6 protein-coding genes and 20 tRNA genes are annotated in these 9,038 nt (G+C 49.7%); 25 read left to right on the plus strand and 1 reads right to left on the minus strand.

The window, feature by feature from the left end:
• Window positions 1–3 precede the first annotated feature (3 nt).
• The 25 genes from GN107_RS11115 (at window position 4) to GN107_RS11235 (ending at window position 8,450) form a co-directional block, all read left to right on the plus strand.
• Window positions 4–77 (plus strand) — tRNA-Pro (locus tag GN107_RS11115).
• Window positions 78–104: 27 nt separating this feature from the next.
• Window positions 105–178 (plus strand) — tRNA-Met (locus GN107_RS11120).
• Window positions 179–184: 6 nt separating this feature from the next.
• Window positions 185–258 (plus strand) — tRNA-Ile (locus tag GN107_RS11125).
• Between the two features lie 42 nt (window positions 259–300).
• A tRNA-Met gene (locus GN107_RS11130) sits at window positions 301–374 on the plus strand.
• Window positions 375–395: 21 nt separating this feature from the next.
• Window positions 396–469 (plus strand) — tRNA-Asp (locus GN107_RS11135).
• Window positions 470–476: 7 nt separating this feature from the next.
• Window positions 477–549, plus strand: a tRNA-Phe gene (locus GN107_RS11140).
• 5 nt (window positions 550–554) lie between these two features.
• Window positions 555–625, plus strand: a tRNA-Gly gene (locus GN107_RS11145).
• 16 nt (window positions 626–641) lie between these two features.
• Window positions 642–716: transfer RNA gene (locus tag GN107_RS11150), tRNA-Ile, on the plus strand.
• A 21-nt stretch (window positions 717–737) separates the two neighbouring features.
• Window positions 738–825 (plus strand) — tRNA-Ser (locus tag GN107_RS11155).
• Between the two features lie 5 nt (window positions 826–830).
• Window positions 831–902: transfer RNA gene (locus GN107_RS11160), tRNA-Glu, on the plus strand.
• A 26-nt stretch (window positions 903–928) separates the two neighbouring features.
• Window positions 929–1,016: transfer RNA gene (locus GN107_RS11165), tRNA-Ser, on the plus strand.
• Between the two features lie 20 nt (window positions 1,017–1,036).
• Window positions 1,037–1,110 (plus strand) — tRNA-Met (locus GN107_RS11170).
• A gap of 15 nt (window positions 1,111–1,125) precedes the next feature.
• A tRNA-Asp gene (locus GN107_RS11175) sits at window positions 1,126–1,199 on the plus strand.
• Between the two features lie 7 nt (window positions 1,200–1,206).
• Window positions 1,207–1,279: transfer RNA gene (locus GN107_RS11180), tRNA-Phe, on the plus strand.
• A gap of 5 nt (window positions 1,280–1,284) precedes the next feature.
• Window positions 1,285–1,365, plus strand: a tRNA-Tyr gene (locus GN107_RS11185).
• A 5-nt stretch (window positions 1,366–1,370) separates the two neighbouring features.
• Window positions 1,371–1,441, plus strand: a tRNA-Trp gene (locus GN107_RS11190).
• Between the two features lie 17 nt (window positions 1,442–1,458).
• Window positions 1,459–1,531 (plus strand) — tRNA-His (locus GN107_RS11195).
• 10 nt (window positions 1,532–1,541) lie between these two features.
• Window positions 1,542–1,613, plus strand: a tRNA-Gln gene (locus GN107_RS11200).
• A gap of 21 nt (window positions 1,614–1,634) precedes the next feature.
• Window positions 1,635–1,705: transfer RNA gene (locus tag GN107_RS11205), tRNA-Cys, on the plus strand.
• Window positions 1,706–1,744: 39 nt separating this feature from the next.
• Window positions 1,745–1,828: transfer RNA gene (locus GN107_RS11210), tRNA-Leu, on the plus strand.
• 479 nt (window positions 1,829–2,307) lie between these two features.
• Window positions 2,308–3,531, plus strand: a complete 1,224-nt coding sequence (locus GN107_RS11215) for a glycosyltransferase family 4 protein (protein WP_155288065.1) — start codon at window positions 2,308–2,310, stop codon at window positions 3,529–3,531.
• Window positions 3,528–4,592 carry a glycosyltransferase family 4 protein gene (locus GN107_RS11220; RefSeq protein ID WP_155287927.1) on the plus strand — a complete coding sequence of 355 codons (1,065 nt, stop codon included), beginning with the start codon at window positions 3,528–3,530 and terminating at the stop codon, window positions 4,590–4,592. Before GN107_RS11215 ends, GN107_RS11220 begins: the two co-directional genes overlap by 4 nt.
• Before the next feature lie 31 nt (window positions 4,593–4,623).
• Complete coding sequence (locus GN107_RS11225; protein ID WP_155287928.1) at window positions 4,624–5,673, plus strand: lysylphosphatidylglycerol synthase transmembrane domain-containing protein; 1,050 nt, start codon at window positions 4,624–4,626, stop codon at window positions 5,671–5,673.
• Between the two features lie 98 nt (window positions 5,674–5,771).
• On the plus strand, window positions 5,772–6,029 hold the full coding sequence (locus GN107_RS11230) for a YkuJ family protein (RefSeq protein WP_155287929.1): 258 nt from the start codon (window positions 5,772–5,774) through the stop codon (window positions 6,027–6,029).
• 279 nt (window positions 6,030–6,308) lie between these two features.
• Window positions 6,309–8,450 carry an LTA synthase family protein gene (locus tag GN107_RS11235; protein ID WP_155287930.1) on the plus strand — a complete coding sequence of 714 codons (2,142 nt, stop codon included), beginning with the start codon at window positions 6,309–6,311 and terminating at the stop codon, window positions 8,448–8,450.
• A 386-nt stretch (window positions 8,451–8,836) separates the two neighbouring features.
• Here GN107_RS11235 and GN107_RS11440 read toward each other — a convergent pair.
• A partial coding sequence (locus tag GN107_RS11440; protein WP_230678618.1) for a hypothetical protein occupies window positions 8,837–9,038 on the minus strand: 202 nt, incomplete at its 5' end.

Consider the following 9,038-nt stretch of genomic DNA (forward strand, 5'->3'; position numbering starts at 1 on the left):
TAACGGGAAATAGCTCAGCTTGGTAGAGCACCTGGTTTGGGACCAGGGGGTCGCAGGTTCGAATCCTGTTTTCCCGATAGGACATATTGTCCGATATTACACTTCGCGGTGTAGCTCAGCTGGCTAGAGCGTCCGGTTCATACCCGGGAGGTCGAGGGTTCGATCCCCCCCGCCGCGATTGCTTGGACCTTTAGCTCAGTTGGTTAGAGCAGACGGCTCATAACCGTTCGGTCGTAGGTTCGAGCCCTACAAGGTCCATCTTTACACGGTGGACTGCGTTTGATATAATAATACAGTTATCGCGGGATGGAGCAGTCTGGTAGCTCGTCGGGCTCATAACCCGAAGGTCGTAGGTTCAAACCCTACTCCCGCAATTGCAGGTGAATAACATTCATGGTCGCGTGGTCTAGTTGGTTAGGACGCCTCCCTGTCACGGAGGAGATCACGGGTTCGAGTCCCGTCGCGACCGTTGAATCGGCTCGGTAGCTCAGTTGGTAGAGCAATGCATTGAAGCTGCATGTGTCGGCAGTTCGATTCTGTCCCGCGCCATTCAGGCGGGTGTAGTTTAGTGGTAAAACCACAGCCTTCCAAGCTGTTGATGCGAGTTCGATTCTCGTCACCCGCTTTGTTCCGTGATTTATGGGCCTATAGCTCAGCTGGTTTAGAGCGCACGCCTGATAAGCGTGAGGTCGATGGTTCAAGTCCATTTAGGCCCATTAACTGAATATACCATTCATGGAGAAGTACTCAAGTGGCTGAAGAGGCGCCCCTGCTAAGGGTGTAGGTCGGGAAACTGGCGCGAGGGTTCAAATCCCTCCTTCTCCGTTTATGGCCCGTTGGTCAAGTGGTTAAGACACCGCCCTTTCACGGCGGTAACATGGGTTCAAATCCCGTACGGGTCATCGTTTTACTTTTTTAATAATGATATGGAGAATTACCCAAGTGGCTGAAGGGACCGGTCTTGAAAACCGGCAGGTGGGTCAAACCACGCGAGGGTTCGAATCCCTCATTCTCCTTTTTCATTTACTTATATTATCGCGGGATGGAGCAGTCTGGTAGCTCGTCGGGCTCATAACCCGAAGGTCGTAGGTTCAAACCCTACTCCCGCAATGTAACAGAATAGTTGGTCGCGTGGTCTAGTTGGTTAGGACGCCTCCCTGTCACGGAGGAGATCACGGGTTCGAGTCCCGTCGCGACCGTTTAAATGGCTCGGTAGCTCAGTTGGTAGAGCAATGCATTGAAGCTGCATGTGTCGGCGGTTCGATTCCGTCCCGCGCCATTTATGGAGGATTAGCGAAGAGGCTAAACGCGACGGACTGTAAATCCGTTCCTTCGGGTTCCTAGGTTCGAATCCTAGATCCTCCATCCTTAGGGATATAGTTCAATGGTAGAACAACGGTCTCCAAAACCGTCGATGTGGGTTCAACTCCTACTATCCCTGTGTAACTGAATATTATGGCGGTATTGGTGAAGTGGTTAACACACTGGTTTGTGGTACCAGCATACGTGGGTTCGATTCCCACATACCGCCCTTTTTTTATTGGGGTATAGCCAAGCGGTAAGGCAACGGACTTTGACTCCGTCATGCGCTGGTTCGAATCCAGCTATCCCAATCCCATTGGGAAAGCAATCATGGCGGTATAGCCAAGTGGTAAGGCAGAGGTCTGCAAAACCTTAATCACCGGTTCAAATCCGGTTACCGCCTTCCTTGCGGCTTCACGCCGTGGGAATTGTAAATTATAATGCCGGTGTGGCGGAATAGGCAGACGCGCTGGATTCAAAATCCAGTTCCAGAGATGGAGTATCGGTTCGACCCCGATCACCGGTAGAAGATGTACATGGTAATATCGTGTTAGTGCGGAAGGATGCTGAAGGTTCAGCATCCTTTTTTTGTACGCCGCGGCAGTCAAGTAGTCGCGCACAGCCCGTTGTGGAACATTAGTGGATTTCCGGCCGTTCGGATTAGCGCCAACAGTTGCGTGTTCTGCTTGCACTGAACGGATGCAGCAAGCAGGTACCTAGTTATCAAAATCTGCGAAAAGAGGTCTTCCCAAATGACTGGCAACACTTTTCTTAAAACATACCTAAACTTAATTAGTTGTCACATAAGCATTTTGCAGAGCAGGTTATCCGCAGGAAGCTTGATGTAGCGGACATCTGCGACTAAATGGGCCCTAAGTCTGATGTTATTTCTGCTGGAGAGGCTTATTATGAATCTGACACTGAAGACAAGCCAAACGTGTAAATTGCATTAGTGTGGGCGAGTCCTTATACTTTAACTATTATGACGAATTTGGAGGGAACAAGGTGAATATTGGAATTTTCACGGACAGCTATTTTCCTCAAGTAAGCGGGGTTGCAACGTCGATTTTGACGCTGAAAGAGCAGCTTGAAAGTAAGGGTCATTCCGTATATATCTTTACCACCACTGATCCACACGTTCCAGAAGATGCGGTTGAGCCAAACATCTTCCGCTTCGGGAGCGTGGCCTTTGTTTCGTTTAAGGACCGGCGAATTGCAGTCCGGGGCTTGTTCCACGCCCTGCAGGTTGCGAAGAAGCTGGAACTGGATATTGTGCACACCCAAACGGAGTTCTCGATGGGCTACATTGGGAAGTTCGTAGCGCGCAACATGCACATCCCAACCGTACATACTTACCACACCATGTATGAAGATTATCTGCACTATGTTTTCAATGGCCACCTGCTGAAGCCGTATCACGTTCGCCAGATGACCCGGGCTTTCGTTCGGCATGATGCGGGGATCGTTGCCCCAAGTGATCGTGTACTTGAGAAGCTTGCTAATTACGGCGTGACCGCACCGATTCGGGTCATTCCGACCGGGGTGGACCTGTCTGCTTACGAGAAGACGCCGACCCGTGACATGCGCAAGGAACTTGGCTTGGAGGACGTACCGGTACTTTTGTCATTATCCCGGGTTGCCTTCGAGAAACGGATCAATCGGGTGATTGATGCAATGCCCCGGATTTTGAAGCAGGTACCAAACGCGGTACTGCTTGTCGTTGGTGATGGCCCGGCCCGTGAGAGCTTGGAAGAACAGGTTGAGACCCTCGATATTGAGGATAACGTGCGCTTCTTGGGTCAGGTCAATCATGAAGACGTACCGCTATATTACCGGGCCGCGGACATTTTTCTGTCGGCCAGTGACTCGGAGGCACAAGGGCTGACTTACCTGGAGGCGATGGCCGCTGGAACTAAGGTCCTCGCGCTGAGCGGTGAGTACACTGATAAATTGCTTGATAATCCTAATCTTGGTCGCACCTTCAAGAGCACTAAGGTGATGGCCGAAATGGTTGTTGACTACTTAAACAATCCGCAAAAGTATGCGGACCCACAGCCTTGCAAGGACAAACTGCGGGACATCTCCGCCAACCAGTTCGGGGACCGCATCCTGAAGTTCTATAATGACGCCAGCGTTTACTACGGGGCTGTCGTTGCCCCTAAATTGGCGAAGAGCGCCGTTAAGGGGCCCCTTCGTTTCAACCGTATTCGTAGAAAGGAAATCCAATGATTGACATTAACATGTTCAGCTCGGCCGATAAGGTTGCCGGACAAGGGGTCGGTGCAGTTTACGATGAACTGATGGCCCTGCTGCAAAAGTATTTTCCGACCGAGTTTGACATTAAGGTCAATAAGTTCACTAAGAGTACACTGAGCCATTACCACACGATTGATCCCAATTTTTTCGTGTCGACCTGGAGCAGCAAGCGCGGTCGCAAAATTGGCTACGTGCACTTTTTGCCGGACACATTGGACTCGAGCCTGTCCTTACCAGGAGTGGCGCGGGTTAGTTTGGACAAGTATGTGATTGCTTTTTACAAGCGGATGGACCAGTTAGTGGTTGTTAATCCGAACTTCATTCCGCGCCTTGCCAAGTACGGAATCGATCCTGAGCGCGTGACCTATATTCCTAACTTTGTGTCCACAGCCACTTTCCACCCTGAGACTACGGAACGGAAACAGGAACTGCGGGCAAAATTCGGCTTGGGCGCTAATGATTTTGTTGTCTTCGGTGCCGGTCAGGTTCAGGAGCGCAAGGGGGTCGATGATTTCATCGCGCTCGCAAAGCGCAATCCGGATGTGCAGTTCGTCTGGGCGGGTGGTTTCTCCTTTGGCATCATCACGAACGGATATAACCACCTGAAGCAGGAGGTGGAGAATCCGCCTGCCAACTTGCACTTCACGGACATCATTCCGCGCGATACAATGATTGATTATTACAACGTCGCGGATCTGTTCCTCTTGCCGTCTTATGAGGAACTGTTCCCAATGTCCGTTCTTGAGGCTTTTGCCACCGACACGCCGGTAATGGTTCGTAAGCTGGACCTTTATGACAAAATCATTGAGCCCTATGCGGTTGAGGCGGCCGATATTGATGAGATGGAAGCGCGCATCCGTGAGTTTCACAAGCAGCCGCAATTGCTGGAGCGGTATGTTCAACTCAGTAAGGATGCGACAGCCGAGTACTCCGAGGAGCACCTCGCACATGTTTGGGAGGCCTTTTACAAGGAGCAGGCGGCGATTGCTGTCGCCAATCAGAAGAAGCGTAGTACCGCGCGCACAAAGGCATAATGGCCTCCGCGGCAGCTACTAGGGGATTAGAATGACTTCAAAAAACAAGCTCGCCGCGCTTGTGATGCTACTAATTGGCGTGGCTATTTTTGTGTGGGAGGGCCGCAACACTGACTTTCACACGATAATTCATAACCTGATCACCTTGAACTGGTGGTGGCTGTTAGTTGGAGTGCTCGCCATGTTCGTCTCCTGGCTGATGGAGACCCTCGTTCTGCAGGTCATGATTCGGAATAAGCAGGATCACTTACCATTCAAAGAGGCGGTCCGCATTCCGCTGATTGAACAACTATTTAATGCCATTACACCCTTCGCCACTGGTGGCCAGCCCGCCCAGTTGATTGCCATGATGCAAAGCGGCATTGAGGGGGGACGTTCCAGCTCCGTGCTGCTCATGAAGTTCATTGTTTACCAGTTCATGGTTCTGATTAATTTCATCCTGACGATGGTAATCGGCTTTAGTAAGGTGGCTGGAAGTATCGGTCCGCTTGCGTGGTTGATCGCATTCGGGATGGTTATTCACGTCAGTGTGATCGTCGGGTTGCTGCTCGTGATGTACTATAACCGCTTCACGAAGCAGCTTGTCGCCTTATTTCTGATTCCGGTCGGCTGGTTCGTAGGTAAGAAGCGGCGGGCAGAAATGGCACTGAGCTTGGACACCAAAATCGACACCTTCTACCAGGAGAGTCTGCAACTTAAGCGGGAGAAGAAAAAGGTTCTTAAGGCGTGTGTACTGACCCTGCTCCAACTGCTGGCATATTACAGCGTGCCGTATTTTGTGCTGCTGGCGCTGCACATCCCCCACGTTGATTTCGTTCAGGTAATCGTGATGCACGTCATGATCGTGATGATCGTGTCCCTGTTCCCGATTCCTGGTGGCTCGGGTGGGGCGGAGTACAGTTTCAAGACCATATTTGCGACCTTCATCACTGTTCCAGCCAAGCTCGTGCTTGCCATGCTATTGTGGCGGGTCTTAACGTATTATCTGGGGATGCTAATGGGTGTGATTGCGATGGCAATCCGGCCGCGACGCTTAGCAATGATGGATAATACTATTAGTCAGACTAAGAACGAAGAGTGAACAAAATTGTTTTTTTTCGTTAATCAGGGCATTTTTTGCCACATCAGGTGTGAATCCGTGGTATGCTCTTAGCGGATACAAAAGAAGGGGGCACTCCCATGAAAGGCTCACAACTCGTCGCAATTATCAAGCGACTGGAGGCTATGCAAGATGCTGACTCCAGCGAGATACAGACTCGTCGGTTCGAGAAGAACGGCGAGGAACGTGGTCTCGTAACGTTTGACCCAAAAACTGAAACTTTTGAACTTGAAGAACTGGCTGATCACCAGACATTCCAGTTTGATAACATTGACCTTGTCGCCATGGAGATTTTTGATCTCCTTGATGACGGCACCGACGTCCAGGACGAACAGTAAACTGTGCGTCTGCGTACTGGGCAGCGATTTTGTTCGCTGTCTTTTTTTGTGCTCAGGGACAGGGCTTGTACCTATCGTGCTTTCTGTAACGTCGTGCTCCGCAATGTTGATATACTGAGCGCGGTCAGGCACATGTTGCAGCTGCAAATGCGGCTGATATTATTCCCAAATATTTAATTAAGTAATTGCAACTATTATTCATGGCAAATTGTTATTTGCCGTGAATATGTGTAGACTATTTCTTGATACTAGGTCGAAAATCAATTATGGAGGTCCACCATGAAGCAAGTTGGCGGCAGAATCAAATCATTTTTTAACTCGCGTGGCGGGTTCATGATTCTTGCTATTGCCCTTTTTTGGGTGAAAATCTTTTGGGCGTATAACACAAAATTTAACTTGGGAGCCGAGGGCGGATTTCAGAAAATGCTCTTAGCGTTAAACCCCATTCCAACAACGCTGCTTTTATTTGGCATCGTCCTTTACATGAAGGGGCGTAAGTCATACATAAGTTTGCTGATTGTTGACGCCATCACGAGTACATGGCTGTTTGCCAATATCCTGTACTATCGCGAGTTCTCGGACTTCATGACCTTCGCGCTCATGAAGGGGGGCAGTTCTGTCTCCAATAACCTCAGCAAGGCCATCATGGGTATTATTGACCCTAGTGACTTCTTAGTGTTTGCCGATCTGCTGATCCTGATTCTGTTGCTCGCCTTCAAGGGTGTGCACATGGATATCCGGCCAATCAAGAAGCGAATCGCGCTTCTGGTTTCCATGCTTGCAATTGTGCTCTTTGGTGCGAATCTGTCCATGGCCTACCACGACCGCTCCGGGCTTTTGACCCGGACCTTTGATAGTAACTACATCGTTAAGTACCTGGGTCTCAACGCCTACACCGTTTATGACGGAGTGAAGACCGCGCAGAACAGTGCCATTAAAGCTAACGCTAGTTCCAGTGACCTAAAGAGTGCCCAGAAGTGGATCAAGGAGAACCGCGTCGCACCGAACGTGCAGTATACCGGTGTTGCTAAGGGGAAGAACGTCTTTGTCATTCATCTCGAAAGTTTCCAGCAGTTCCTGATCGACTACAAGTATGATGGGCAAGAAGTCACGCCGAACCTGAACAAAATTTACCATGAGAAGGATACGCTCAGTTTTGACAACTTCTTCAACCAGGTTGGCCAGGGCAAGACTTCTGATGCGGAGATGATGCTCGAGAACTCACTCTATGGATTACCGGAAGGGTCCGCGATGAGTATTGACGGTAGCAGTAACACTTTCCAGGCTGCACCATCAATTCTTGATCAGCAGGGCTACACCACGGCCGCGTTCCACGGGGATGTGCCTAGTTACTGGAACCGGGAGAACACCTACAAGGCCTGGGGCTACGACTATTGGGTCACTAAAGGCTACATGAAGGATAAGAAGAGCTACGAAATTGGTTACGGCTTGAAGGATAAGATTTTCCTCAAGGAGTCCGCACCATACATCCAGCAGCTCCCGCAGCCCTTCTATGCCAAAATCATCACGCTGACCAACCACTACCCATACCCACTGGACAAGAAGAACGTCTCGATTGCTAAGACCAAGACCGGCGATCCGACCGTGGATGGCTACGTGCAGACGGCCCGCTACTTGGATCAGTCCATCGGTGAATTCATGACCTGGCTCAAGAAGTCCGGTCTCGAGAAGAACTCGATCGTCATGTTTTACGGGGACCACTACGGTATTTCCGCCAACCATAAGAAGGCCATGGCCAAGTTGACAGGGATTAAGAACTACAACGACTTCAACGATGCCATGTACCAGCGCGTGCCACTGATGTTCCATATGACTGGACTCAAGGGTGGCGTTAACCACACTTATGGTGGTGAAATTGATGTGTTACCGACCTTGATGAACTTGCTGGGCATCAACAACTCTAAGTATGTTCAGTTTGGTAGTGATCTGCTCGCACCAAATCGCAACCAGACTGTTCCGTTCCGTGACGGTGGTTTTGTTACTCCAACCATCACTAAGGTGGGTAGTAACTACTATGACACAAAGACGGGTAAGCAGATCAAGCACCCAACGGCCGCCCAGCGCACGGTTGAGAACCAAGCAGTTAACCGGACCACGACCGTTCTGTCCTTGTCCGACCGGATCATTAACGGGGACCTCTTACGTTTCTATAACCCAAGTGGTTACAAAAAGGTCGACCGTAGTGACTACAACTACAAGTTGAGCAAGGCCAAGAAGCAGCTTAAGAAGGATCAGAAGAAGGGTACCAGCGTACTCGCACAACACCACGGTAAGTACGTTGAGTATGACACTGATGCTCCTGAGCTCATGACCAAAGCACAGCGTGAAAAAGCCAAAGCGGAGTCTGCAAGCAGCAGTAGCAGCTCTGCCGCTAAGGATAGTAGTTCCAAGAGTAAATAGAGTTGAAACGGGTCGTAGCGAAAGCTGCGGCCCGTTTTGTTGTCTGGTGTACTTAATTCAGCTGGGAATGATTGGTCTACTCACCGCTAGCTCTTACGTACAGGTCATTACTCTGGGCCATCGTGATTGGGGGGATGAGGACGGAAACTTGGTGCTGATTACGGTTGGTGTGCATTAAATGTGTGACAGTAATAGCCGGTAAAACTGCGACAAAAAAAGTTTGCCGTAAATCATTGTTCGGTTTAAGCTCACTATTAGTTCTATCTTTAAGCCATTGTTCGGGAAAATCTGCAAACAGGACCGTATAAAGAGGAAAATGTTTGCGTTCTTGTCCGGAATTACGTCCATTCTCCGCCCGACACTGGGACTTTACTGCCTTGACCACGCTAGGTAAGGCTGGTAAGATACTCTTTGTTGTCAGGGAGCAAAACAAGCGCTTCAAGCGGTTGAAAGTTTCCCTTGACAGTAGCAAATGCTTTTGATAAGATATGAAAGTTGTCGTAAGTCAACGAAGTAGTCCTTTGAAAACTGAACAAAGTTTCGTATAAATGTAGGTTCTTCAGCATTTTGCTGAAGGAAGAATTAAAA

Origin of the sequence: Lacticaseibacillus zhaodongensis (assembly GCF_009687905.1) — a bacterium.
GTDB lineage: Bacteria > Bacillota > Bacilli > Lactobacillales > Lactobacillaceae > Lacticaseibacillus > Lacticaseibacillus zhaodongensis.